The 25686-nt window shown below is 37.7% G+C and carries 23 protein-coding genes; 7 read left to right on the top strand and 16 right to left on the bottom strand.

What is annotated here, in order from left to right; all coding sequences use genetic code 11:
* Positions 1–247: 247 nt before the first annotated feature.
* Positions 248–2635 carry a TonB-dependent receptor plug domain-containing protein gene (locus tag AAC026_RS18885; RefSeq protein ID WP_339701433.1) on the top strand — a complete coding sequence of 796 codons (2388 nt, stop codon included), beginning with the start codon at positions 248–250 and terminating at the stop codon, positions 2633–2635.
* 50 nt (positions 2636–2685) lie between these two features.
* On the opposite strand, the gene AAC026_RS18890 is transcribed toward AAC026_RS18885, so the two are convergent.
* From AAC026_RS18890 to AAC026_RS18900, 3 genes are all read right to left on the bottom strand, one after another.
* Complete coding sequence (locus tag AAC026_RS18890) at positions 2686–3120, bottom strand: hypothetical protein (RefSeq protein WP_339701436.1); 435 nt, start codon at positions 3118–3120, stop codon at positions 2686–2688.
* A 176-nt stretch (positions 3121–3296) separates the two neighbouring features.
* Positions 3297–5939 (bottom strand): ABC transporter permease, encoded by a 2643-nt coding sequence (locus AAC026_RS18895; protein ID WP_339701438.1) that lies wholly within the window; start codon positions 5937–5939, stop codon positions 3297–3299.
* 160 nt (positions 5940–6099) lie between these two features.
* Entirely contained in the window at positions 6100–6441 is a 342-nt protein-coding gene (locus AAC026_RS18900; protein WP_339701441.1) for a PadR family transcriptional regulator, read from the bottom strand.
* Positions 6442–6778: 337 nt separating this feature from the next.
* Between AAC026_RS18900 and AAC026_RS18905 the strand changes: the two genes are divergently transcribed.
* Positions 6779–7843, top strand: a complete 1065-nt coding sequence (locus AAC026_RS18905) for a carboxypeptidase-like regulatory domain-containing protein (RefSeq protein WP_339701443.1) — start codon at positions 6779–6781, stop codon at positions 7841–7843.
* A gap of 85 nt (positions 7844–7928) precedes the next feature.
* On the opposite strand, the gene AAC026_RS18910 is transcribed toward AAC026_RS18905, so the two are convergent.
* From AAC026_RS18910 to AAC026_RS18920, 3 genes are read right to left on the bottom strand one after another with little or no spacing between them, the layout of a single operon-like run.
* Positions 7929–8894: a peptidoglycan DD-metalloendopeptidase family protein gene (locus tag AAC026_RS18910; protein WP_339701446.1), complete on the bottom strand. Its 966-nt coding sequence runs from the start codon at positions 8892–8894 to the stop codon at positions 7929–7931.
* A 28-nt stretch (positions 8895–8922) separates the two neighbouring features.
* Entirely contained in the window at positions 8923–9561 is a 639-nt protein-coding gene (locus AAC026_RS18915; RefSeq protein ID WP_339701448.1) for a hypothetical protein, read from the bottom strand.
* Position 9562: 1 nt separating this feature from the next.
* Complete coding sequence (locus tag AAC026_RS18920) at positions 9563–10084, bottom strand: sigma-70 family RNA polymerase sigma factor (RefSeq protein ID WP_339701451.1); 522 nt, start codon at positions 10082–10084, stop codon at positions 9563–9565.
* Between the two features lie 681 nt (positions 10085–10765).
* Between AAC026_RS18920 and AAC026_RS18925 the strand changes: the two genes are divergently transcribed.
* Entirely contained in the window at positions 10766–11563 is a 798-nt protein-coding gene (locus AAC026_RS18925; RefSeq protein ID WP_339701454.1) for a LytTR family DNA-binding domain-containing protein, read from the top strand.
* A gap of 89 nt (positions 11564–11652) precedes the next feature.
* Positions 11653–12900 carry a S41 family peptidase gene (locus AAC026_RS18930; RefSeq protein WP_339701457.1) on the top strand — a complete coding sequence of 416 codons (1248 nt, stop codon included), beginning with the start codon at positions 11653–11655 and terminating at the stop codon, positions 12898–12900.
* A gap of 695 nt (positions 12901–13595) precedes the next feature.
* On the opposite strand, the gene AAC026_RS18935 is transcribed toward AAC026_RS18930, so the two are convergent.
* From AAC026_RS18935 to prs, 8 genes are all read right to left on the bottom strand, one after another.
* Positions 13596–14030, bottom strand: coding sequence for a hypothetical protein (locus AAC026_RS18935; protein ID WP_339701459.1), 435 nt, complete (start codon positions 14028–14030; stop codon positions 13596–13598).
* Positions 14031–14146: 116 nt separating this feature from the next.
* A complete protein-coding gene (locus AAC026_RS18940) occupies positions 14147–14320 on the bottom strand; it encodes a YdeI/OmpD-associated family protein (RefSeq protein WP_339608113.1) in 174 nt (57 codons plus the stop codon).
* Entirely contained in the window at positions 14317–14706 is a 390-nt protein-coding gene (locus tag AAC026_RS18945; RefSeq protein ID WP_339701461.1) for a DUF1398 family protein, read from the bottom strand. The genes AAC026_RS18940 and AAC026_RS18945 overlap by 4 nt, the downstream gene beginning before the upstream one ends.
* Before the next feature lie 168 nt (positions 14707–14874).
* Positions 14875–15639, bottom strand: coding sequence for a helix-turn-helix domain-containing protein (locus tag AAC026_RS18950; protein ID WP_339608103.1), 765 nt, complete (start codon positions 15637–15639; stop codon positions 14875–14877).
* A gap of 118 nt (positions 15640–15757) precedes the next feature.
* A complete protein-coding gene (locus tag AAC026_RS18955; RefSeq protein WP_339608102.1) occupies positions 15758–16138 on the bottom strand; it encodes a DUF1801 domain-containing protein in 381 nt (126 codons plus the stop codon).
* A 75-nt stretch (positions 16139–16213) separates the two neighbouring features.
* Entirely contained in the window at positions 16214–16795 is a 582-nt protein-coding gene (locus tag AAC026_RS18960; protein ID WP_339701463.1) for a YdeI/OmpD-associated family protein, read from the bottom strand.
* Between the two features lie 223 nt (positions 16796–17018).
* Complete coding sequence (locus AAC026_RS18965; protein WP_339608100.1) at positions 17019–18470, bottom strand: nicotinate phosphoribosyltransferase; 1452 nt, start codon at positions 18468–18470, stop codon at positions 17019–17021.
* A 25-nt stretch (positions 18471–18495) separates the two neighbouring features.
* Positions 18496–19359: a ribose-phosphate diphosphokinase gene (gene prs, locus AAC026_RS18970; protein ID WP_339701465.1), complete on the bottom strand. Its 864-nt coding sequence runs from the start codon at positions 19357–19359 to the stop codon at positions 18496–18498.
* 331 nt (positions 19360–19690) lie between these two features.
* On the opposite strand from prs, the gene AAC026_RS18975 reads away from it, so the two are divergent.
* Positions 19691–20980, top strand: a complete 1290-nt coding sequence (locus tag AAC026_RS18975; protein ID WP_339701468.1) for an aminotransferase class V-fold PLP-dependent enzyme — start codon at positions 19691–19693, stop codon at positions 20978–20980.
* Between the two features lie 262 nt (positions 20981–21242).
* Here AAC026_RS18975 and AAC026_RS18980 read toward each other — a convergent pair whose 3' ends face one another.
* Positions 21243–21482 (bottom strand): hypothetical protein, encoded by a 240-nt coding sequence (locus AAC026_RS18980; RefSeq protein ID WP_339701470.1) that lies wholly within the window; start codon positions 21480–21482, stop codon positions 21243–21245.
* On the bottom strand, positions 21482–23785 hold the full coding sequence (locus AAC026_RS18985; RefSeq protein ID WP_339701472.1) for a hypothetical protein: 2304 nt from the start codon (positions 23783–23785) through the stop codon (positions 21482–21484). The genes AAC026_RS18980 and AAC026_RS18985 overlap by 1 nt, the downstream gene beginning before the upstream one ends.
* 409 nt (positions 23786–24194) lie before the next feature.
* Between AAC026_RS18985 and AAC026_RS18990 the strand changes: the two genes are divergently transcribed.
* Positions 24195–24932 carry a phenylalanine 4-monooxygenase gene (locus tag AAC026_RS18990; protein ID WP_339701474.1) on the top strand — a complete coding sequence of 246 codons (738 nt, stop codon included), beginning with the start codon at positions 24195–24197 and terminating at the stop codon, positions 24930–24932.
* Between the two features lie 22 nt (positions 24933–24954).
* Positions 24955–25539: an imidazole glycerol phosphate synthase subunit HisH gene (gene hisH / locus AAC026_RS18995; protein WP_339701476.1), complete on the top strand. Its 585-nt coding sequence runs from the start codon at positions 24955–24957 to the stop codon at positions 25537–25539.
* Positions 25540–25686: the final 147 nt, after the last annotated feature.

Consider the following 25686-nt stretch of genomic DNA (forward strand, 5'->3'; position numbering starts at 1 on the left):
GAATTTTAGAAACTTGAATCATCTATTTAAATACTTCTGTCAAGCACTTCGTTACAATTTGAATATAATCATAGATCAGTTTTGTCTGATGGTCAATTAGTTGGAAAGTAGGCAGGTAGTTTATTTTTTATAATTTTGTTATTATAATATTAATTAGGATATTCGCAATATGGTTAAATGCTTTATTAAGTTTGTGTTGTTTGTGATTTGTTTTTCCTGCTTTCAGGGTAAACTAATTTCTCAGAAGATGTACTCTCCAGAGGCTATTCGCGTAGCTTTAGATGAGTTTAACATATCTAACCCTGTAGAGAAAATTTATATCCACACCGACCGAAAATACTATTCTGTTGGAGAGGTAGTTTGGTTTCAAACCTATGCGGTAGCTGGGTCTCATAATATTCCTTCACCGATTAGTACTATAGTGTATGTGGATTTGTATAATAAGGATGGGCTGTTAATAGATAAAAGAAAGATTTTTTCTGACTCAGGATTTGGTTATGGTTCTTTAGAGTTAAGTGATGATCTACCAGCAGGCAGTTATTTTGTTAAAGGCTATAGTAATTGGATGAAGAATAATGATCAAAGTTATTTTTTTGAAAAGGAGATAGTGGTAATAGATAAGTTTTGGGATTCTAAAGAAGTAGTGTCTGATGAAGTCGATTTACAGTTCTTTCCAGAGGGTGGTTATCTAGTAGGAGGAGTTAGAAGTCGATTAGGGTTTAAAGCGATTGACATTGGAGGTAAGGGGATTAATTTTACTGGTAAGATTGTAAATCAGAAGGGGTATGAGGTTGGTAAAATTAACTCACAACATAGGGGTATGGGAAGTTTTTCTTTCACTCCTGTTATAGGTGATACTTATTATGCATTAATTGATGGAAGAGAAAAAAAATATAACCTTCCCAAGGTTGAAGAGCAAGGTTTTGTTTTGTGGGTCGATAATCTTGAAAATAGCTTAAAAATAAGGGTCAGAAGCAAGGGTGTAGATAGGACTCAGAAATACTCTATAATAATTCATACTAGAGGTGAGGTTGTGTATGCGTTTGAACCTAATCTGGAGAATGAAACAGCCGTTATTGAATTACCTTTGAGCCACTTTTTATCAGGGTTAGCGCATATTTCGTTGTTAGATTCTGATGCAAATGTGCTCTCAGATAGATTGATTTTTGTTTCTAAAGAATCAGTTCAGGTTGATGTCACCGGAATTCAAAGTGAATACTCTTTTAGGAGTAAAGTTGAGGCAAATGTTAATTTGCGGAATCCGAATGGCGACCCACTTCAAGGGGTGTTTTCTGTTAGTGTTATCGATCTCGGTAAGACATTTGACCAAAAACCAGATAATACAATTGTTTCCGATTTGTTACTCACTTCAGACTTGAAGGGGTTTGTAGAAGACCCTATGTACTATTTTGATCTAAATAACACCAAAGCTAAGAGTCATTTAGATTTACTTTTGCTAACTCAAGGTTGGTCAAGGTTTACATGGGATGATGTTCTTAAGGAAGAAAAATCTGAACCAAGCTTTGTTGCTGAGAAAGGACTTGAAATTGATGGTATAGTTAAAAAATCAATTAATGGTAAAATAGAAGAGGGGGCTACTGTTACTTTTTTAAATAAAAATACGACCCCTCCTCTCTTGGCTGAAGCTAAGTCGGATGAGAATGGACGCTTTAATTTTACCGACCTTCAATACTTCGAAGATCACGAAGTTGTAATTCAAGTAAAGAAGCGAAATAATCGTTCAACAGCTGTACTTGAAATAGACTCCATGATTTCTGAGCCGCCTGCTATGGAAGCGGCTTTTAATTCAGTTGAAACATTTGATTTGGAAAGCGATTTATTGAGCAGTTTTAATAAAGATGCGTTTTATAGAAAATTTATAAACCCGGTTAATGGTTTTGATTCAACGAAATTTATGGATTTAGGGAGTTTTGTTGTTGAGGCAGAAAGAGGGGAGCAAAAAAAAGGAAATGAAAATAACGTATATGGAGCTAGTGATTATACTGTTTCATTTAATAGAACTAGCACTAGTGCTTTTAACAATCCATTTCAAGCTTTGCAAGGGCGAATTCCTGGAGTCAAGATAGAACTTGTGGGGTCAGCTTTATTTATCCATATTAGAGATGCAATTGGTTTTGATAGTAGTAAAGGAGAATTGTCAGCATTATCCCCTATGATTTTATTAGATGATTCTCCAGTTAGAATTGAAGATATTTCGGCTTTACCAGCTACGAGTATCGATAGAGTTGAGGTTTATAAAGGGCCATCTGTAGCGGTTTTTGGTAGTCAAGGTGCTGGTGGAGTTTTAGCATTTTATAGTAAATCAGGTGCGGAAGTTGTAGCCATGGGGGCGGATAAAGCCAAAGGTGTTTATACTTTAATGCTTAAGAATGGGTATAGTAAATCGAAGGATTTTTACTCACCAAAATATGACGTTAAATTACCTGAACATACACAGGTCGATAAAAGATTAGTTATAGATTGGAAGGTTATGAATTTGACAAATGAGAATGGAGATAATAAAATAGAGTTTTGGAATAGTGATGAAGCTTCTGAATTTTTAATCGATTTACAAGGACTAACTTTAGAGGGAGAACCATTTAGCTTTTGGAAGATCTATCGTGTTAACAAGTAATTTTCAATATTTATAAACTTACATTAGGTTTGTTTGATGTCTTGGTCTTGTTAACGCTCTCTGGTGTAAACTCTTTTTACATTGCATATTTCTCTGCTTCCTGAGTTGAGTAATTCAGTGGTTGTGATGAATAAGTTGGGCCCAGTTAAGATATAGGTTGAATATAGATTAATATCATTAGGGTGAATTGAAGGCGTGAATGTAATATTCCCGTTTTGAGCAAAAAAACTGCCGGTTTGTACGAGTTCTCCATCTATTACATAGTTATAGGTTAAATTTGGTAAAATAATTAGTTCTGTCTTATGATTTTGATTACTTCCTGTGTATGTGCCGCCTTGATTACAAGTAGCTCCTTCTTTTGAAAGAACCCATTTGGTAAAGAACCCAGGGTTAGAGGCAAAAGAAATAGGTGGTTCTTCGTTTTCACAAGAAGTGAATAACAAACAGACCGCCACAATAGCAAATAGTGAGGAGGTACTTTTCATAAACATATTCTTTATTTACCCGTGTTAAACAAGTAAGAATTAAAAGCTTAGATCATCTAAGTTATCTAACTTAAACAAAAATCAAGCCTAGAAGGTTACAAATTTAAAATTAATAACAGGAAGGAGAAATCTTTGTTAGATCATCACAAGTAACTTTACTAAAAGGGATAATGAGGTTATTCTGACCTTAAACTCTTTACTGGATTGGCCATGGCCGCTTTTATAGCTTGAAAACTAACTGTAATCAAGGTAACAATTAGTCCACCTGCTCCTGCAATGACGAATACCCACCAATATAATTGAGTCTTTACTTCATAGCCATCTAACCAACCTTGTAGTACCTTATAAGATACTGGAATGGCAATAAAGCACGATACAACGACCAGCAAGGCAAAATCTTTAGAAAGAAGCTTCCATAAGTTAGCTACGCTTGCACCTAGTACCTTTCTTATCCCTATCTCTTTGGTGCGTTGTTCTGCAAGAAAAGCCGATAGCCCAAACAAGCCTAGGCAACTGATAAGAATAGCCAATAGTGTGAAAAAACTGGCGAGTTTTCCAATTCTAAGTTCTGCTTCAAACTTTCTGTTGTAATCGTCATCCGCAAAATGATAGTCGAATGGTGCTTCGGGCAAAATCTCTTTGTAAACCTTTTCAATGGCTGGTAACGATTGGCTTGCGCTTATATCAGGGTTTAGTCTGACATACATATAGTTTATGTAGTCCTGATCTTGATCTAAAAACATAATGGATTGATCTGTTTGCTGAAAAGGTGACCCTTTAATCATATCTTTAACTACACCAATAATCGTATAGCTTTTAGCTTCTCTCCAGCTTGGATTATATCGAACCACAGTACCAATCGGATTTTCAAGTTTCATTTCTTTTAAGGCAGATTCGTTAATGATGATAGAGTTTTCATCTGTTTTAAAGTTAGGGTCGAAATCTCGACCTGCAATAAACTCCATATCTACTGCCTCAGCATAACCATTTGAAATAGTGATTGTATTGAATGACTTATCATAATTTGGATCCATGCTTTCCCAAGAGAAGCCATGATTCCAACCCAGCGTACTGGTTACGGAGTAATCAGAAAAACCAACAGCCGAAGCCATGCCTGTGTTTAGGATTTCCTTCTTCAATAATTCTCTCTGCTCTCTAAAGTTTGGAGATGCTGGAGCCAGTGTGATCATGCCTTTGGGTGAATAACCAATTGGTCGGTCTTTAGCGGCTTGAATTTGATTGTTGACCGTGATAGTGCCAATAATTAAGGCGATGGAAATGGTGAATTGAAAAACAACAAGCACTTTTCGTGGAATGGATGCATTCTTCCCAAACCTTAATCCTCCTTTGAGCGCCATTAATGGTTTGAAACTTGAAAGGTAAGCAGCGGGGTAGGAGCCAGCAACAAGTGCTGTAAAAAGCATAAAGCCAATACCAAGTAACCAAAACTCAGAAATAGCCCAAGGTGCGGCAATGGCTTTCCCTGAAGTCTCGTTAAACCACGGTAGTAATATTTTAAGTAGCAAGAGAGAAATTAAAAAAGCCGCTAAAGTATAAAGGAAAGACTCAATGTAAAATTGAGAAATGAGCTGTTTCCTCATAGAACCTAGTGTTTTTCTAATGCCCACTTCTTTGGCCCTTTTTTCAGACCGTGCGGTACTTAAATTCATAAAGTTAATGCAGGCCAATAGCAATACAAAAGCACCAATTATACCATAAAGCCGAACGAATTTCATTTCATTACTCAATACGTTTTTTCCATCTTTCCATTGCGACTTTAAGTGCCAGTCCTTCATAGGGTGGAGAAAAAGCGTTTGGCCAGATTCTTTGCCCCAATCGTTATAATGACCTTTCACCTTGTCGGCAATTAAAGATGAAAGGTGATTTTGATCTACATTGTCTGCTAACTTTATATAAATATCAATATTGTAATTGTTCCATACATTAAAGGCTTCGGTGGTTTCTCCAAGCAATAACGAGAGACGGGAAAAGAAAGTGGCGTTAGAGAATTTGGAGTTTTTAGGGAGATCTTTGTAAACACCACCCACCAGCAAGTCGAAAGAAGCATTGAGTTGAACACTCTGTCCAACAGGGTTCTCTTTTCCAAAGAGTTTTTCAGATAAGGATTGAGAAAGAAGAATTGACCGTTTCTCTTTGAGCCCTTGAGTGGTTCCATAAATCATTTCGATCCCTAGTACTTCTGGGCCTTCTGGCTGAAGAAAAGCTCCAATTTGTCTAAACTTCAATTCTCCGTTTCCAATTACTGGTGCTTGTGTCCTCGACCTGACCATGAAAAGATGCTCAATTTGGTCAGGAAAAGATTCTCGGATTAGCGTGCCCATACCAGTGGTGAGTGAATTGCTTACTGAGATGCTGCCATCTCCGCCATCTTCGGCTCGTAATACCTGAGCAATCTGTGTGTAGTTTTTATGATATTTGTTGTAATTAAGCTCATCATGAACCCATAGGCCAATAAGCATTGCTACTACTATGCCCATGGCGAGACCAATAATGTTAATGAAAGAGTAGCCTTTGTTTTTGAGCATTTGTCTGTAGCTCACTTTAAAGTTGTGCTTAATCATAGTGTTGTTGTTTAATGAGTTTCTTTTAAAGAATTTAAAAGCAAAGGGGCGCAAGTAATGGATGACCTGAAACCAATAGTTGCGTTTGGCTTTGCTTATTGAATGTTGATTTAATGTTGTATAGAATTTTTCATCCAAATCACCCAATACCTCTTCAGCCAGTTCATCTTTAATGAACCAGAGCAGTAGCTTTTCAGCTAAGCGAGGAGGAGTGATATGGTTTTTTGTGTTGTTCATTGTTTATGAACCGTCATTGCGAGAAAAAAACTTCGCGATAGCAGAAGGTTGTGACGAAGCAACCTCTACTTCTTCTTTATAGTCAGTCAGATTGCTTCGGTCATGGATTTATCTATCGAACATCCATTCCCTCGCAATGACGGTAAGTGATGCAGGGCGCTCAAAAGTTGAACTTCAGGTTCCCAGCAAAAGCCGGAAACTGATTCCATAAAGCAATTTTAAAATCTCTAGCCTCTTGTATCGTTCTCTGACCAGAAGCCGTTATGGTGTAAATTCGTTTTCTACGTCCACCACGCTCAGCGGTAGATTCACCCATTTCAGATTCTAGAAATCCTTTTTCTGTAAGACGGTTGAGGGTAGAATGGACTGCGCCAATGGATACGGCCCTGGTGGTTTGCGACTCAAACTCTTCGGCAATTTTAAAAGCATAAGCTTCCTTATCTAAAATGCCTACCAAGAGTAGGAGCGTTTCTTCAAAGTCTCCTAAGCGTGTTTCTTTCATAACTTACTAGATTGTAGAACAAACATAAGAAACAAATTTCAATATGTTCTACTTTTTAGTAAGTAATGTGGTTGTATGCTTTAGTGCTAAAATCTGGCTTGTGTTAAAGTGATTTTAGTCATAAAAAATTTAATCCTAATAAGGTGGTTTGCTAATCGAAGTGTTTTATGGTTTTGAAATGATGCTGTAACTCAATACATTGAACTAGGTTATACGTTGTTTTTACTGGTCGTAAAATGAGTTGAAAATGTGTACTTTAAGTGGATAGTGGTTTAGTGAAAAGCTGTAAAGTAGAAAAGTAATACTTATGGTAGGGCTTAAATTTATATTCAATTTAATGTTGGTTGTTGGCGGCTTGATTTCAGGTGCACAGATGGGGTTTGGGCAAAAGGCAGCAGTTCTCAAAGGAAGGGTGATTGAGAAGGATAGTGGAAATCCCATTAGCTTTTGTACTGTAGCTCTGGTTGGTTCATCAATAGGAAGTATAACGGATCAAGATGGGTTTTTTGAGATAAAAAAAATGCCTTATGAAACACTCAATATTGTAGTTTCTCACATTGCTTATGAGAACTTAATTTTAGTCTATGAACCCAATGAACTCCCCGATTCTTTGATAATAAAGCTGAATCATGCAGTAGTTGAACTTGCTCCATTTCAACTAGAAGCGAAAGGTGATCGTAAGCTATCTCGATTAAGGAGTAAAGGAATGGAGAGTTTTTTAACCATGGTGCTCGGTGATGGTTATAAAAAGGTAGATGTCCATCTGACTAATGATGAAATTATTGACACTAAAGACTTGACCTCGGGAAGCGCGTTGTACAGCTCCTACTATGACCTTAATTTTGTTAATCAATTCCTTGGATATAGTATTGACTATTACAACTTCTCATTTTATATGGCAAAAATGGGGAAATCTTTTTATGGATTTCCTGTTTTTACAGAGTTAGAGTCAGAAAGTGTTGAGGTCACCAAATTATGGGAAGCAAATAGGACGCTTGCTTATAATGGATCGATAAGACATTTTTTAATGAGCTTGATAAACGATCGGCTGGCTGAGGAGGGTTTTTTAGCCAGATTTGCTGACAATAAAAAGGGAAGTAGGGCTAGTACTATTCGGGTGAAAACAACCGACAAAGCAGAAGCGAACATTAATTTGATCTACAATGAAGAGATGAAGTTATTTGAATTGCGCTTTGATGGTGTGATTGAGGTTTTTTATGTTGGGCCAGAAACTAAGGAATTACAAACAACACTGAGTTCTATTAAATTGACAGGGAATAGTGCCTTAATTTATCCCAATGGTGAATTGAAAGATCCGCTATCCATCATGACTTTTGGTTATTTCTCCAGTCAAGGCGTATATAAAATGTTACCATCAAATTATTTCCCCGCAAAGAAGTAAGAATCGAAAGGAACATTTTATTTGGCAATGAGAGCGGGGTTTTGGCTAAAGCTGAAACCCCGTTCTCAATCCGAGTTAAATTCTCTTAATTCGAAATGCGTTCACCTTTAATGGGAGAGTAATCTGTTTTTACTTTTCCGTTTACCTTAATGCTTTTGAAATAGCTTTTAGCACCAGTTGCCTGACTCATTTCTTTCATGTTTTGAATGTGGAAATGAAGGTGCGGCTCAGAAGAATTACCCGAATTTCCACTAAGTCCCAATACCTGCCCTTGAGTTACACTATCTCCTTGTTTTACTTTGATAGAATGTTGTTTAAAGTGAGCGAGAAGGAGGTATTCATTATTCGTTGTTTTAATGATTACTGTATTACCCGTCACAAAAGCAGGGTTCATGATGCCCGGTTTGTTGTCTTTGATTCCATCTACCGCCAAAACCACTTCGCCTGCGGCAGGTGCAATAAGTTCTTTTCCGAAAGCAAAGTAATCTTCGTTTTTACTTCCATCACCGCTGAATGATTTACCGTTTTCATCCATAATTAAGAAGTCAAAAGCACCTCTTTGAGAAGGCGTAGCCACATGGTAATTAAGCGCCTCGGTATCGCCTCCCCAGAAAACTGTCCATTCACCTTTGAAGGGCAGGATTAAACTCGAAATGTTACGCTCCAATATCGGTTGACTATCGTCCTGATAAGGCTTTAAAAGCATGCCGTTAATTTTTGAGTTTTGATCTGTTGAAATATTCAGACCGAGTATAGTACGGTCGAATTGAGCTTTGTATAGCGCCACCATACCTTGTTCGTATTTAATAAATTCTAAGTTTTTGAGTGTTCCTGCCTGTGACTTTACATTTTCAAGAAAGGTTAAAGTCTGATCTAAAGGCAAAGCTGTTTTCATTTCGGGAGAAAACATTTCGAAAATAGCTTTGTATTCATTTTGATTGAAATGCTTTTGGAATGCTGAAGAAGTTTTTTGTGAAACCTCCTTCTCTCCTTGTGCGAAAGCTATAGTGCTAATACTGAGAATGATGAATGATGCGATTAGTTTTTTCATGTGTTGTGAAATTGAGTTCGAAATAAGTTTATTCTTCGGTTTCCAGCTGGTCTTGAATGCGTTGGATATCGGCAATGAGTGGGTTAAGCGTTTTCTTTACCGCTCGTTTATTTAGCCACACTACAAAAGTATAGAAGGCCGTCAGACCCACAATCAAGGTGATTTTACTTCCTGAGTCAAAAGGTAAATGTTCTTTTAAGCCAGAGGAATAATTGAATATTTCTGGATTGCCTAAACCTAATATAAATGCAAGATTCAGTAGAAAAGGAGGGCCAGCATACCAGTACAAAACAGTATCTAAAAACCTGTGCTGCGCCATCATGTTGGTTTTTTGGTTTTCCAATTGAGCCTTGAAGGGCAGTGTGAGGTCTTCGTTTTTTCTACTGAGTTGAAGTTTTCTAAAGCGATAAATCACATAAACTGACCACACCACAGTGAGTATACTGGCAATTCGGGTAATGGGAAATGGAATGTCGTAAGCAAAATAGACAAATATTGGGATGCCGATAAATGCAGCTATAATCTCACGGATATCTCTGTTCCTGATTACCTTTTCAATATGATTCAGTTTGTTCTTGAGTTCCATCACCAATTTTGATAAATCGACTTGGATTCTCTCGGCTTGCGAAGAGCTCATCCATATTTCTTTTAGTTCTTGTTCTGTCATCTTATGCCAATTTTGGGGTGATACAGTCGAATAATAATTTTCTAATACGTTTCATTTTTACGGCTACATGGTTTTCAGTCAAACCAGTAATGGTAGCAATTTGCTTATAAGGTAAACCTTCGAGCAGTAGCACTAATAAGGATTGATCCGCTTCGTTTAATGTAGCAATGCAGTCGTGCAGTGCCTTGTACCTTTCTTGCTGACTTTTGTCTGGGCCAACTTCTGCCGGAACAAACTGCAAAGAGTCTAGTCTTACCGTTTTCTCTTTGCCTTTGTCTAGTTTCAGTTTAGATCGCTGACAAACATTCAGCGCAATTTTATAGACCCAAGTATCAATGCCTGAATTGCCTTTAAAAGTGGAGAAGGACTTCCAAATTTGATAAATCACTTCCTGAAACAAATCTTGCGGCTCTAAAGGAGCAACGGCATAAACACGGCTGATCCTGTAGATTTTCTCTTTGTTGCTTTCTAGTATTTGTTCAAAAGTCATTGGCGCATTGTGCTGATGTTCGAAGTTTTCCATTGTCTATTAATATTAGTGACAAGGCCTTAAAAAATATGACAGCATTTTTGAAATTTATTTTCTTAAGCATACTACGGCTTTTGTAAAAGTGAACCAAAATAAATTAGTTTCTCGCTTCAACTTAGAATACAAAAGGGAGTGTCTCTGACATGTGGTGTGTGAAAAATTTCTTGCAATTGGTAATGCTTCCACAACCGTAACTGCCTCTTTTCTTTCCTTGACGAAGGAAAGGTCTAAAAACAAATTTATGGTGATTTGTATGTGTTGAGCGCGATCAATGGCGGTAATTCTTGGCCCTAATAAATACGGACTGAGTCCTTTGGCCCATAGGGTGTCACAGGTTCGCAGAACCTGCGACAGGAGGTGAGGAGCGTCTACAAGAAGGGAATAATAAACCGTTAAAACGGTTAATGCTGGTTGGGTTTTCTATAGCCCACGGTTTAAACCGTGGGCTACTTGTGCTAATATCTGGTAATGGTTTTAACCATTTTTGGAGATAGAGCACTTGATGTGAAATCGGATTAGGATTGAAGGTAGTGGCCATTAATCAACGGGGTGGACAAATGCGCTTGACTAATGTTTAATCCAAAAAGGGGCTTTTGATCCGATTTTTGATAGTTTTCTATTTTTCAACCTTGAAAAGAGCGGCTTTTCCAATATCATTGTAAGCCAAAGCCAGATATGTTAAAGCAGCATTACCCATTCGACCCTTCCATTAAACATCATGTGCTAACTGCATTGGGCTTGGCGGTTTGGGTATTCGTTTTTCTGTTCTTTACCGAACCGCTTGATGTAGGTCAACTTTACTTGAATGAGAAGCTGACTTATCTGCCGCTCTACGGTCTTTTTGGCTCCATTTGTTATCTGATTTGCTTGCCCTTTCAGTATTGGCTGTTTAAAAAAGTAGGGCAGTGGCCTGTTTGGGCGGAACTCACTTTTATGTCTTTCGTCATCATCATCGGTTTTGTGGCTACCCGCTTGGTGTACTATTATTTGGTGGTGAACTCTGACCCATACGCTTACACCATTTCCTATTTTGCTACTGCCATTTATTTGCCTGCGGCACTCACCGTTTTCCCTATCGTGGCCATTGGTCGTTGGTCTTTCGGCAAGTATAAAGAGAAGCGCTTAGAGAACGATAAAATCGAAATCAAAGGCACTGGAAATTACGAGAGTTTGCGGCTGCAATTGAACGACCTTATTTGCATTCAGTCGTCCGATAATTATGTAGAAGTGACTTTTAACGAAGGAGGGAATTTAAAGACGCAGCTGATCAGAAATAAGCTGACAGCCGTGGAGGAGCAACGGCCAGAATTGATCCGAACCCACCGTTCTTTTTTGATCAATGCTTATCATTTTAGGCAATGGAAAACCGGAAACCGTAAGGTAAATGTGATGCTCACAGGCGACCTTGAAGTACCTGTTTCAAAAACTTATCAGGCTGCTGTAGAAACAGCCGTCAATTCCACCACAGAATAGTGTGATTTCGCCACAAGCTTTATTAAATAGGTTTAAAGGCCGATTTCTGTTTGTACGTTTGAACCAGTCAAACACATAAACAAACAGACATGAAAAATTTACTGACCCTAATTTTCCTTATTACTTTAAGTTTTAACCTTTCGGCACAAGCCAATTGCGACTGCAAACCCGAGCTTGATTTTGTCTATGCGCAGATGAAGAAGATGAACTCATTTAAGCATCAGGTAAAAGGAAATAAGAAAACTGAATTCGAGAATTTATACCAAAAACTCCGTGGGCAAATGACCAATGAAATGACCAAAGTGGATTGCTTTTGGAAGCTCAATCAGCTAGAACATTTTGTGAATGATAAGCATGCCGAAGTGTACGAGCCGAGACCGGATTATACGATGGACGATATCTTCGATTCTACATTTATAAAGAGCTACAGAACCAGCGATGCCTTCAAAAATCACCCTAAGGTAGACCTGGATTTAACGCAACTGAAAACCCAACTGAAGTCTAAACCGGCAGCAGGTATTGAAGGCATCTACAATGCTGGTAGCCTGATGAAATTAGGTGTTTACCGTATCGATGCCGATAGCTTGGTAGGAGTGGTGTTAGAATCTCAGATCAGCATTTGGGAGCCTGGGCAGATCTACGCTTACATCAAGCAAACCGATTCGCCTTCACGTTTTAATATTGTGTTATATGGTCAACTATATAAGAATTTGATTTTCGCTGAAGAACAGCTTTTCGAAAATGGGCAGTTGTTTTCTACTACGAGAAAAGAAGGAAGCGATGAGGCTTATGATATTGTAAATGTTACATCTGAGGAGGCTGAAAGCTTCAAGCTGACTCGCTTAAATGATGATGTGCAATACGTTTGGATGAATAGTTTTAATAGAAGCACCATGCGGACAAATAGAGATCAATTGATCACTCAAATCGAAGACGAACTAAACTCGCCTTACTTAATTGTTGATTTGAGAAACAATGTGGGTGGCTCGGATAAAATATCTAAGCCGATTATAAAGGCCATAAAGAAGAGCAAAGCGCAGGTGTATGTACTGACGAACTTCTACACGGGTAGTAACGGAGAACTCACCACAGGACGCTTAAGAAAATTAAAGAACACGGTTCATTTAGGGCAAACCACTTATGGCGCGTTGGGCTATGGTACTAATTACGGTAGAACCTACACTTCGCCATCGGGTATGTTTACTTATGCACCAACCGATATGCGTCAGGCCTCTTTTATTCCCTATGAAAATGAAGGAATTGCCCCGGAGATTAAGTTAGATGCCAACAAAGACTGGGTAGAGCAAACTTTAGCTATAATTGAAGGGAATAATTAGAAGACTGAAATCACTAAAGAGACTGGGTCAGATGTGTTTGACTGCTGTCTAATCCAAGAGAGACTACCGAGAGGTGGTCTCTTTGCTTTTGTTGGTAGTGATTTACACAAAAATCGACCAGTTTGACATAAATGAAATTGGTCAAAAACTTTCAATCTTCCGATTGACGATTCTATTTTTAGATCCTTCGCTTCACTCAGGATGAAAAGCAGGGTGCATATAACTGCAGTTGAGCTTAATTTTAACAGCATAACATTTAATCAAAAAACAATGAGGCTTACTCTTACTTCACTGCGAATAATTGTTTGGAAGTAAACGGCCTATTTTCTTTTCCTGAGGTACGAAGGATCTAATTTTTCGATTTGCTATACAGTTTCTAATTCCTGTGCTTTTCATCCGCTGAAGCTTCTGCGAACACGCTACCACTAAGGATGAAAAGGAGAGTGCAAATAACTTGCTCTATGGTCACTCAGCTCCGAATCTCTTTTTCAGAAAAACAGATTGAATGAGTAAACAGCAAGCCCCCATCACTTACCGTCACCCTGAGGTTGAGTTTGAAAAACGAAACCGCGAGAGTCTGTTGGCTTGGAGAGGAGGAGCTAAAGAAAGCGGACTGAGTCCTTGATTAATAGCTAGTCACAGGTTCGGAGAACCTGCGACAGGAGGCTCACAGTCGTCTAATTTATTCGTAGTAGTTACTTTTTTAATCCAAAGCCAAAAGGGGCTTTCAGTTCACCAGAGTCATACATATTGATATATATTGAAACAGTGTCTTTTGAGTTCTCCCACGTAACCCTATAGTTATCCAACATAGCACTTCCCATAAATCCATTTTTACTTTTTACAGGACAACAACTACCTGCTCGATAATACGAAATTGACTCTCCATTTGGTCCCGTTAGGGAATTTAGATATCTTCTTTCGTTTAATGGGTCTTCCGAATCTTTAGCACCTCCAACTTCCACAGGGTTTTTAGGAGACAGTCCATAAGTTTTATCTGTAGATATTTCAGTAATTAAAAAAGTGTTGTTGTCCTTTAATATCTGTTGTGTATTCTTGGAAATTTGTTTAGTAGATGAACAGGAAAATAAGAATACTAAGATTCCGAGCTTTGCTAACTTGTTTTTCATAATTAGTTTTTTATTGTTATTAACGTTGTCTATGGATTTAGCTTATGGTATTCATATGCAACGTAATTTATCAAAACTTCCTTATATCATACCAATAATATTAGCGATGTGGTTTCTCACCTAAACTGTTTTGGTTTCAAGTTTTCACTGGCGTTTTCTGCGATTTCTAAAACTCTCTTTTGTCTGGTCTCCGGTCTTTTCGCGGAGATTACCCAGAGCAACAAAATCTTTTTGGCCGACTTACTTAGGCCATCAAAATAGTCTGTTTGCTTCGTAACATGTAGTTTTATTGAGGAATTTCTTCTACCAAAATTTCATTTCCTTTTTTGTCGTAATAGGTGCAGGTCATTTTGTTCATACAGATGGCCCATTTTTCAATACCAACTGCCGCACACATTTTGATGAAGGTCAAAAAATCTGTTTTGCCTTGTTGATGAGCTATTAACGCTGCTTTAAATTCTTCGCTCTTTACGGTGTCAGTAATTACAAAGGAGTCATACTTTGCAGGAATATTTGCTGTATAATCATTGCCTCCGTGATAGTCAATATGCCCGTCTGTTACATAGGCTTCGTAATGGGTAACCCCCAATGACTTGATTTCTTTAATATAAGCAGGGAAGTCCGCACCTGATTTTACTTTGCTGTGAGCCGCTTTGATTTGTTCTACTGTAAACATTTTTCTTAGTTTTTGCCGGTTAAACAATTCTTTGAATTAGCGCAACCATAATGCTCAAATCCGAAAACGACAGTTGATTTAAGGCTATTTTCTTCATCGCTTTTGCTTTATGATTACGATGGGAAATTGCAATGTTTAGCACCTCTGTAATTGTAAAAAATCGTTTTTCTACAAAAACCGTTTGAAATTTTCAGGCGTGTCGCCCGTATACTGTTTGAAGTCTTTTATGAAGTGAGCTTGGTCGAAAAAATTGTTTTCATAGCAAATCTCGGTCAGCGTTTTTGTTTGAGTTAGATTGTCAAGAACTGCGTTGAAGCGGACAATTGAAGCAAACTTTTTGGCTGTGGTTCCAACTACCTTTCTAAAACGCTTTTCAAAAGGACTTTGACTAATCAATAATTTTTGACTCAGTTCCTTTATGCGAATGGTTCCATTGGTTTGGTAAATGAGTTTAACCGCTTCAACAATCAATTTGTCAGCTTGAATGTCTTTTAATTGCGACCCTAAAAACTGTTCAACGATTTGAACGCGCTGCTTATCTGTGCTAGCGACTGCAAGTCTTTCCTCTACTTTTGTCACACTGCTTTTGTAAAAAATGTCGTCAAGCGATAAACTTAAGTTAAACAATTCATTGGCGGGGGTTGAAGCGAAATGAGTAAAACCGATTTCGGTAAAATAAACCAAAACTGTTCCGATATCTGCCGTGTTTTTGAAGCTTTTAAAGCTGTCCGTAATTCCCGTAATTCCTGCTGTTGTTAGTTTGCTTTCCGTATTGTCTTTCACAATGGAAAGCTGGCCCTTGTACTGAAAACCGATAACAAGTCCTGAAGACGGAAAAATCTTATATTCATTTTCCAATTCATTCTCCGACACTACAAAATATTTGATGTAGGGTTTCAGTCTTTCAGTCGGAAGATGTTTGTCAAATTTCATTCAATTGTTTGTTGTTATTCTCTATCCACTATATAATTCAGTCCATTCCTCCGTTAGAGCCTGCTATAAAACCATCAAGGGAGATGTACATAAATGAAATTATCTTTCTCATATAATTTTATCGTTTTGTAGGTTTTCGCTTTGATTCGTAAGGCTTGGTTTTATCAAGAAGTATCGCTTCATGCAATATTTCATTCAAGGTTTGATGCGGAACACTCTCAAGGTTTTCAATATCGATACTCAGTAATTGTTTGCGACCATTGCTTTTTAAAAGGCCTTGATTATTAGATAACTCGTTTCCACGAAAAAAGGCCAACTCTATCTTGTTTTCTTTGATTGGTTTTAAATAACAAACCCAACTTTTCCCATAGTAGCAGGGGTTATTGAAAGTTATTTTACATGTTAAATTATAATGATTTGTGAATAGACTATGGAAGTGTAGCATGACTTCTCTTTGTCTACCATCATATTGATATATTAGGTTTTCTACTTCTAACATCTTAATCGGGTTGTTTTTAAGAATTAACCAGCGTTACCTATACGTTACGTTTATAGCATTTATTTCTTGAATAATTTACCTAAACTGTTTTGGTTTCAAATTTTCACTAGCGTTTTCTGCGATTTCTAAAACTCTCTTTTGTCTGGTTTCAGGCCTTTTAGCAGAGATTATCCAGTGCAACAAAATCTTTTTAGCTGACTTACTTAGGCCGTCAAAGTAGTCTATAGCGCCTTCGTGATCGGCCAATGCTGCTGCTAGGTCTTCTGGAATAACAAGGGCTTCAACTTCATCTAAGAATGTCCAAGAGCCATTCTGTTTTGCGATTTCTACACTCGCCAAACCAGCTTGGGTCATTTGGTTGTTTTGGATGAGTTGATCTACCTTTTCTTTGTTTATTTTTGACCACATGCTATTCGGTTTTCTTTTGCTGAAATACTGCATGTACCTTTCTTCGTCTATAGTCTTTCTGGTGCTGTCAATCCAGCCAAAGCAAAGGGCTTCATCCACAGCTTCGCTCCAAGTCAGAGAAGCAACTTTTGTGGACGACTTAAAATGAACCAACCAAACAGATTGTTCCGACTCATGATTTTTTTCTAACCATTTACGCCAGTCTGTTCGGCTTTTAGGGTAATATGTTTCTGTTTCCTTATTGCTCATTTTCTTCACTATTCAGAATAAATGATCTATAGTCTTATCCCGGTTAAAGATTTATTGACACAAACTTATACCTGCCAAGTGACAACTCTATGTCAGTAGTCAGCGGAAATTAATGGTAATGGTTAAAAAGAATCAAGAATAAACTGAAAATAAGTGTTTGATTGCTTTAATCCATAAGAGACCGCTCAAGAGCGGTTTCTTTGCTGTTTACGGAAAGTGTGTTTCAACAACTAATTTGTTCTCTTATGTCCATTAAGGATTGATCAATAAGCAACTTCCCATTTCTGAATACTTCTTTTAATTCACCTTGCTTTTCTTCCTCCCACGAAACTCGGTCTATTAATTTAAAGCATCCATTTTCTTTAATGACTTTCATCAATCCTCTAGCGGACTTTTTTGTACCATCATCTGTAATTGGGTCTTTGTAAATCTCCCTTCCTTCTCCGTTAACTTCACCATAGGTGGCTTTCATAGCAAAACCGAAGGTGTCTCTGGTATTGTACTGGTAAGTAAAAGAGCCAACTCCCAATACTACATTCGTGGAGGCAAAACCTTTTGATTTTAAGGTTGTACAGATTTTTTCAGCTCGTTCTAAGGTAATACTGTCTCCGTAAATTGCGCCAATGTGATGGTCTAATTCTTTATATCCTTTGTAATTGACTTTGCCTCCGAATTCATCCCAAAGTAATTCTATTACTCCCTTTTTCTCAGACTCTGTTTTGCCTTCAGGATTTCCGCAAATGATTTTCACAGGGTCACCACTATCAGGGCGAATGACCAGTTTTCCATCTCTAGCCAAAACTTCACTTTTCAGTCGAGGCAGGAAGTTGGTCAACACTTTCCATAAATCCCATGTGTCTGACACTATAGAAACTATTCCATTTGGATACACCTCAGTGATCAATCGTTTAAAGGTTTCGAACTCTCCTGTGTCTGTACCCATACTCATTACTGAATGCTCTGTGGCAGCTACAGATCCACCTATTAGTTCTGTGTCAGAATCTGCTCCATAATATTCTTCTAAGAAATCGATACTAGGGATAGTGTCGGTACCTCTAAAGCTTAATAAATGCGCTGCTCCACTTATAGTTGCTGCCTCTAATCCAGCCATTCCTCTCATAGAAAAATCATGGCCTTGCCAATCTACAAATTCAGGAGTAGTACTGGTTTCTTCTGCAAAATTATCTAAGATTCTTCTGTATGCTTTTGCAATAGTTGCTGAGTTGCACGGCATCCACACCGTAGTAGATAACAGAGTTTCAAAGTAATTAGTAAGCCAAAAAAACTCGTCAACTGTATTGTACATGGTGAACATTGGAATTCTGAGTGGTACCGAAGAGCCTTCTGGAAGTGCTTTGAAAACCATGGGTATGTAGCCTAAATCATGAAGCCTAGCAATGTGGTCAGTTCCCACAGCATTAGGGCCTAAGTAATTATTGATTCTTCGTGCATATTTTTTGACCACCACTTCTTTAGCTTGACTGAAGAAGTCTTTTTCAAAGTCTTCGATTACATACTTTTTCAAAAAATATTGAAGACCAAAGAAAACTACTTTGTCTATGTTCCCCAGTCTACTCATTCTGGGCGTCCAGTTAGAGTAAACTAGCGTAGTGCCAGTAGGGTATTGCCTTCTGTGATCTACTTTATATCCGTCTGTGAGTAAAAGTGGGTTCATGGCGTTTGTGTTTAAGGCTATCTTCTTAATTATTGAGTGTGGCGCTTTTTAAAATCTCGCTATTCAGTGTAAGTCGTGTAAGATTCTTTGCTTGATGATTAGTATTGAATGAGTCAGTAGTATAAATATGTTCGAAAACTGTACTGAGTGCTTCTAACCCTTTACTGAAAATGCCATGGCTTACGGCCAAGTAGAGTTTTCCAGCATTCTTTTCTTTGAGGGACTTTGCTACACCTAAGAAGGTGCCACCACCATCGCAAATGTCGTCTACTATTAGGCAAGGCCTGTTATTTAGGTCTTGAGAATATACTTGAAAATTGGTAACCTCTCCTGTGCTAACATTTCTAGATTTAGAGCACTCGACTACCTCATGTTGCTTAAGACTTGAAGCTAGTTTATATATTTTCTTAAGTGCTCCTCCATCGGGTGATACAAGTAGCATATTTTCAGGGAGTTGGCTTATTGCCTTCTTGATGAAGTCTGTGTTGTCGATTACTTCACAATTATTGAGTAGGGCAGGAGTTACTTCTGAATGAGGGTCAAATACTATAACCCGATTATAATTTTGAGCATTGATTATGTCAGCATAGACCTTTACTGTCAATGGTTCACCTGCAATCATTACCCTGTCTTGTCTCGCTGCAGGGAAATAGGGGATTACAACATTGATTTTGGTGATTCCCATCCTTTTAAGCGCATCCGTAGCAATAAGCAATTCTCCAAGCTTGTTGAAACTTGTTATTCTGTGAGTTATGCTTACCTCTTGGGTGCTTGGTTCAATTGGAGCTATTCTAATATGCGACTCACCTCCAGAGAAGGTGAATAGATCGAACTTTACCTGAGGTAGGTCAGGGCAGGGAGAGAAGTTTGGATCAAGATTAAGAATCATATTTGTGTATTTTGTACGCAAATATGATTCTTATTTTCTGATATTCAAATTTTTTCGACCTGATTTCATAAAAGTTGGTTTACCACTGTTCATTCTTAACCCAGAGTAAGGCTAAAAACTCGGACTCTCAAAACTTCCTGTTTATTATTCAGAGTTTCGAATATCAGATATTATTGGCTTTGAAGAGGATACTGTAGCAGTCGATCATTTCTCAATTTTTATCAAAAAGTAAATTTCGTTTGATTAGAGTATTGAATGAATTTTTGAATGTAAATTATGGAATGGTATGATTTACTAACTTAGAACTCAAATCACCATCAAATTTTTTGAGATGAAAAGAAGATCCCTACTTCAAAAACTCGCAGTTGGCGCAATTTCACTGCCCTTCATTGGTCGTTCCTTAGACGAATACTTACCTAAAGAGAATATTGCTGAATGGAAAGGAGAGTTCGATCTCACCAAAACTCAAGATGAAGCATTTTGGAAAGCCTTTAAGAAAACGCACTACGATGTAAGCGACAAGTGGATCAATCTTGAGAACGGTTATTTTGGGGTACAGCCAAAAATGGTGGTAGACGCTTATGTGGAATCCATTAAAAAGGTAAATAGCGAAAGTTCGGCCTATGCGCGAAGAACTTTTAATCAGCAGGATTTGGGCCCTGTTATGGACACCTTGGCTAAGTTTTCGGGAGCAGCACGTGAAGAATTGCTGATTACCAGAAATGCCACTGAAGCGCTGAATATTCTGATCCAAGGCATCGACTTTCAGCCAGGGGATGAAGTGATTTTCAGCGAACAGGACTACCCAAGCATGATTGAGGCCTTTGAAATGCTTGAAAAAACTAAGGGTATTATCATCAAGCGTATAGAGCTGCCGATGATTCCAGAGAGTGATGCGCAGCTTGTGAATTTATACCAAGCGGCCATGACTAACAAAACACGCTGTATTTTGGTGACGCACCTGATTCATTTAACAGGACAGATTATGCCCGTAAAAGCCATTGCCGATATGGCCCGACCGAAAGGAGTGGAGGTAATTGTAGATGCCGCGCACAGTTTTGCCCATCTCGATTTTAAAATTTCAGATTTGGGTTGTGATTTTGTGGGCGTCAACCTGCACAAGTGGTTCAGTGCGCCCATAGGCATGGGGCTCATGTATGTGAAGAAGAACAGGATCAAAGACCTCAGCCCAATGTTTGGAGATGTAGGCCAGCGCGAGGACAATGTTAACAAATTAGGCCACTTCGGAACGCTGTCATTCCCCACTTTGCTTACGGTGCCCAAGGCAGCAGAATTTAATAATATGGTGACCATCCCCGTGAAAGAAGCACGACTTCGTTACCTACAAAACTACTGGACAAAAGAAATAGAAGGGATTGCCAATGCGGAGTTGCTTACGCCCACCGAAGCGAAAAGAAGCTGCGCCATTGCTACCTTCAAACTACGTAACCTAGATGCCGATGAAGTAATCAAAAGGTTGTATGATGACTTTGGCGTATTTACCGTTAAAAGGAATTTACCAGAGAATGAAGAAGGCATCCGCGTAACCCCAAACCTATATAGCTCAACTTCTGATGTAGACCGATTATTGGAAGGTATTCAGAAGTTAAGTAAAATGTAAGAAACAGGTAGGGCATCTTTAACCGCGAAGGAGGCTAAGTAACGCATGTACCTCAATCGCTCGGTTGTACCGAGTGATGGCTAGCTTTTTAATTTACGTAGTCACTCGGCAAAGCCAAGCGACTGTAGGGCTCTTTTGGCCCATAGAGCGTCAAAGGTTCGGAGAACCTGCGATAGTGAGGCGAACCGCTTCTTTTCTTTCCTTGAGGAACGAAAGGTCTAAAAGTAGATTTGGGGGACTGGATGGTGAAGAATAATATTATTCATTCCGTTTCTTCAGCATCTAATTCGTCCTTGTCAAAAATGCTGGAAATCTTATTGAGCATTTCATTTAAGCTTAAAGTTTCGTCTTCAGTCAGATTTCCAAAATCAGTGTCAGTGATAGTGTTATTTTGGAGTAATTGCTTTATCATTTCTGGATAAGTGAAGTTGACAGCAACAGTTCCTTGCTGTATTTTTACACTAATGTCGTTATTCTCTTCTTTATTAAATATTAACTTCATTATTCGCTAAATTTTTTGAGATTGTATTTCTTCACTCTCTTCTTTATAGAAGATTTACCTCCATCTGTAATGGATGCAATTAAATCAACAACACTGGTGCCGTCAATTTCCCCCTCCAACGGACTGGATTTTATTATTAATTTGTTGTTTTCGTTTTTACACAGTATTATATTTTGAGCATCTGCTAACATTGGGATGGTAGCATTGTGTGATACCAAAATTATTTGCTTTTTACTCTTGATTTTCTTTACAGCGGTTACCAAACCTTTGTTTATATAGTCAGTTGCTAAATTATCTTCTGGTTGGTCAATAATTATTGGAGCGCTATCTTTATCATATCCTAAAATGATATCTAAAATAACTGACGTTTTCCATCCAGGACTTAATCTGTCAAATTCCCGTCCGTCATTCGTAATGATCTTATATTTCTTTTTATTTAAATTTTCAAAACTATTATAAATTCTATTTTCAAAATCATCATAATCATGAACTTTGGGCTTTTGTTTCTTGAAATTACTTTCAAATAATATTTCTGGTGTTATACTCTTAAAGTCGGAGATTTTAGTCTTTAAGAAATGATTTACTACTTCAATAAATTTGTCTTTATTTAAAATGAAATCATTTTCAATGTATAGTTTGTGACCCATTGATTCTATCTCCTCTGAGTCAAAGTTTAGTGTATAGCTTGAAATTGAAGTGATGGTTCTGTGAAACTGTCTGTATGCACGAACGTATTTTTTTAATGATTCAAGAAGCTTGTTGAAGTTTTGTCTTTTGGTTTGCTCTTCTGAATTTGAATGTCTTAATACTTGATTATAAGATTCTTGTTCTTGCTCTAGAAGTAGTCGTACCTTTTTTTCTTTATTTGAGATTTCTAAAACATTACCTAATTCTTCTTTAAGGCGTTCAGTCAAACTTGAATCATGTTCTATAAAAGGATAGTTGGATAAGAAGTTCTCTAACGAATTAAGAGTCAAAATATAAGAGTCATGGACTCCTTTTGAGAAACGTAGTTGTTCGTTTTCTACCTCAGTTGGCTGAAGTTTATCGTAAATATTAGTTTCTAAATTATCTCTTGTGATTAATCTAGACAAAATAGGGATTGTGAAAAGCGTTTGACTCTCTTCTTCTAATGTCTTAACACTTTTAATCAAATCTTCTATGTTCTTTTTAAATTCTCTTAAGCCATTATTGATGTTTACTTTTATCTCTTCATCTCCTGGGAATACTCTCTTTATGATGTCAATATTTTCTATTTTATCTTCACTAATATTGTTAACTACACCCATAATGTAGTTTTGGGAAAGGTAATGAGGTGTCATTCCAGAAGGATTGACAATAACCATTTTATCGATTTGATATTGTTTGTATATAGATTCTTCCGTTTTATTATTAAGGCAGTTAAAAATCGAATCAACTAAAAGTGTTTTGCCGCTTGAAGAGCCCCCAATAATCACATTCAATCCTGACGTAAACTCTATGTCAATTTCGATGTTTTCCCTTTTATGTGATACAGATTGTATGTTTTCAGAGAAGAATTTAGGTTTAAGTTCTGAATAAATTAGCCTAGATTGTTCTGATAGAGATAGCCTTAATCCATTAAATGTTGGTTTTGCCAACATCCATGTCGGGTTAAATGGATTTTTATCTTTTCCATTTGGATAAGTGTTAGGTGTATAATTATCACTACAGGTTATCAAATTAACAAATTCATTTATGCCTAGCTTTTTGAAATATTCTTGAGTCCTTTCGAGTCCATTGTCACCTCTTGCGGTAAATCCTTCAAAATGATTATAATACACGTTTCTTTCTAAGGTTCCATCAAGTCTTGTTTCTTTGGGGATTGACGTATTGAAGGTCGCGTGCGATTGTCCCCCATGAGGGAGAAGCATGAATTCGTATGAGTCGAATTTGTTAATAATATCTTGGATGGTTGGAATTGTAGGGTCAGTTTTTTGTACCACCTTGTTTGGGTACAGTTCATCGAGCTTTTTGTTTATGTCATCTAGTGTTTGTTCCGTAATATCTTTTATGTCGAAATAAATGTGGCAATGGTAGGCCGGACAGCTATCGTAATTTCTAATGTGTAATTCAACACCAACGATAATGTTAATACATAAGGAAAGTGCTTTCAAATAAGCATTTTTATTGACCATATTATGGTCAGTAAGAGAAATTAAAAATTCTGAATCGCCATTGAATTCATGAATTTTTTTAACTAACAACTCAATGTCGTATTCATTATTTACTTCATTGGGGTTGGCAGAAGTATGAATATGCGTATCTAGATATATTGGATTCACTATGCTTTTTTGAGTATTGATTATAGATTTGTGCTTGGAAGTTGTCAAAAAAAATAATGATAACCAATATATTTTATTTTTATGTAATGATGGAATTGAATAATCAATAGAATATCGAGGTCGAACAGAAGTATGTTTCTGTCGCCCCAACTACTTTTCCACCTTCAACAAACCCCACCACCCAATTCTTTTTTAAAAAAAGAATTGCCATTTCGGAAATGCATTTTACCTTTGGGGCAATGTTACATAGCAGCGCACATCATTATTACTATTACTACCCGAACGATCGGAACGGCAGCGCTATGTAAATTGGATAGAAACAATTAATCAAACATATAAGACCCGATTCCGCAAGAATCGGGTTTTTTGTTTTTTAGCCCATTCCAGCGGAGTCTTTAACAAGGAAAGAATGAAACAGATTTATGAGAATTACACAGCCGAAGACCAGAAAGTATGGGGTATCCTCTTCGACCGACAGTTTCCTAGTTTGCCTAAAGCCGCAACTACTGAATTTACCAAGGGTTTAAAGTTGGTGAACTTCACAAATGAAGGAATTCCAAATTTTGAGAAAACCAATGAGATACTTCTTGGTTTAACAGGTTGGGAGATTTACGCGGTGCCCGGAATTGTGGAAGATGGTCTTTTCTTTGAGCTTATGGCCAACAAGAAATTCCCTGCTACTACTTGGGTGCGAAAAATGAGCCAGTTGGATTACTTGGAAGAGCCAGATATGTTTCACGATGTATTTGCACACATTCCATTACTCACCAATCAGGCTTTTGTAGACTTCCTTCAGGCCATCAGTCAGTTTGGTCACGAATGGATTGAAGACGACTGGGCAATTCACTTATTGTCAAGAATTTACTGGTACACCATTGAGTTTGGTTTAATCAGAGAAGAGGGTGAAGTAAAAATCTACGGAGCAGGAATATTATCGTCTGCGGGTGAAACTAAATACTCGTTGAGCGATGAGCCCAACCACTTTGAGTATGACGTAGATAAAATTTTAGAAACGCCATACAGAAAGGATAAAATGCAAGAGAATTACTTTATTATTGAGTCGTATGAGCAACTGTATAATTCTCTGCCAGAGATTAAATCTAAAATTGAAGCGAAATTAAAACAAAGAAAAGAAGCGGTGGTTTAAACCGCTTTTTTCATTCAAAAATATGAGTGTAGTTATTGTAGATTATAATGCGGGCAATGTGCAGTCTGTTACCTATGCTTTAGAGCGTTTGGGCGTTTCTCCTGTGCTCAGTGCCGACCCGGAAGTGATTCGCTCTGCAGATCGGGTTATCTTTCCAGGCGTGGGCGAAGCCAGTACTGCCATGCGATTTCTGAAAGAAAGAAAGCTGGATGAAGTGATTAAAGACTTAAAGCAACCTGTTTTTGGCGTTTGCTTAGGCTTGCAACTGATGTGCGCTCATTCCGAAGAAAACAACACCGATTGCCTTGGCATCTTCGATGTACAGGTAAAAAGGTTTGAACCGACTTTAAAAGTGCCTCAAATGGGCTGGAATAACCTAGAGCACACTATTGGGCCTTTGTTTAAAGGAATAGAAGCAGATAGTTATGTGTATTACGTGCATAGCTATTATGCAGAAACCAGTGAATATACCATTGCTACCACTGAATACGTGAATACGTTTAGTGCGGCTTTAAATAAGGATAACTTCTATGCATTACAGGCCCATCCTGAAAAAAGCGGAAAAGTAGGAGAACGCATCCTTCAGAATTTTCTTGATATCAAGTGAATCGGTTGATCAGGGAAACAGTGGGGCAGAAAATCAGGAAACAGGTAATCAGTAAAAAAGATAACCCTATCTCCGGATTTGAGTTTTTCCTAATTGACTATTGACTATTGACTATTGACTATTGACTATTGACTATTGACTATTGAC

The sequence above is a fragment of the uncultured Roseivirga sp. genome (assembly GCF_963973945.1).
Classification (GTDB): domain Bacteria; phylum Bacteroidota; class Bacteroidia; order Cytophagales; family Cyclobacteriaceae; genus Roseivirga.